The 855-nt window shown below is 63.6% G+C and carries 3 protein-coding genes; all 3 read left to right on the top strand.

The window, feature by feature from the left end; all coding sequences use genetic code 11:
• Window positions 1-64 precede the first annotated feature (64 nt).
• A complete protein-coding gene (locus RJ1_RS47150) occupies window positions 65-217 on the top strand; it encodes a hypothetical protein (RefSeq protein WP_162850269.1) in 153 nt (50 codons plus the stop codon).
• Window positions 217-543, top strand: a complete 327-nt coding sequence (locus RJ1_RS45065; RefSeq protein WP_073371140.1) for an NAD(P) transhydrogenase subunit alpha part 2 — start codon at window positions 217-219, stop codon at window positions 541-543. The genes RJ1_RS47150 and RJ1_RS45065 overlap by 1 nt, the downstream gene beginning before the upstream one ends.
• The coding region (locus RJ1_RS45060) for an NAD(P)(+) transhydrogenase (Re/Si-specific) subunit beta (RefSeq protein WP_174695096.1) at window positions 543-855 on the top strand (313 nt) is incomplete at its 3' end. The genes RJ1_RS45065 and RJ1_RS45060, both read left to right, overlap by 1 nt.

The raw sequence follows: 855 nt of genomic DNA, 5'->3' as shown, positions 1-855 counted from the left end.
TCCCCGATTTCTCGGACGAGGTCCTCGCCGCGTCCTGCGTCACCCGCGACACCAAGGAAACGTCATGATCACAACACTTTTCAGAACACTCGCGACACCGCTGGCGGTGTTCCTCGACCGTGTGATGGTGCCCCGGCGGGCGTATGGCTTCGTCGACCTGTCCGAGGAACTCTACGACGACACCGATGTTCGTCCGGACACCAAGGCGGCCGTCTGATGTATACCGAATTGTTGGCGAACATCGCGATCCTGGTGCTGTCCGGGTTTGTGGGGTTCGCAGTGATCTCCAAGGTCCCGAACACGTTGCACACCCCGCTGATGTCGGGCACCAACGCCATCCACGGCATCGTCGTGCTCGGCGCCCTGGTGGTGCTGGGGAAGGTCGAGAACCCGCCGTGGGGGCTGCAGGTGATCCTGTTCGTCGCCCTGGTGTTCGGCACGATCAACGTGGTCGGTGGTTTCGTGGTCACCGACCGGATGCTGGCGATGTTCAAGTCCAAACCCACCGCACCCGTTGCTGCTGAGAAGGGTGGGGACAAGTAATGGAATACCTCGTCAACGTGCTCTACATCGTGGCGTTCGCGATGTTCATCTACGGTCTGATGGGTCTGACCGGCCCGAAGACCGCGGTCCGCGGTAACCAGATCGCCGCCGCCGGCATGGTCGTCGCCGTGGTCGCCACCCTGATCGCGATCCGCGGCACCTCCAACTGGGTGCTGATCGTCACCGGTCTGGTGATCGGTGTGGTGTTGGGGGTGCCGCCGGCGTTGCGGACGAAGATGACCGCGATGCCGCAGCTGGTGGCGTTGTTCAACGGGGTCGGCGGCGGCACCGTCGCCCTGATCGCGTACGCCG

The sequence above is a fragment of the Rhodococcus jostii NBRC 16295 genome (assembly GCF_001894825.1).
GTDB classification, from domain to species: Bacteria; Actinomycetota; Actinomycetes; order Mycobacteriales; family Mycobacteriaceae; genus Rhodococcus_F; species Rhodococcus_F jostii.
The sequence above is the reverse complement of the archived record's forward strand: the minus strand, read 5'-3'. Positions and strand labels throughout refer to the sequence as shown.

Excerpts from the sequence above, each read along its gene's own strand:
- RJ1_RS47150 (WP_162850269.1), top strand. The coding sequence starts at position 65 with ATGATCACAACACTTTTCAGAACACTCGCGACACCGCTGGCGGTGTTC.
- RJ1_RS45065 (WP_073371140.1), top strand. The coding sequence starts at position 217 with ATGTATACCGAATTGTTGGCGAACATCGCGATCCTGGTGCTGTCCGGG.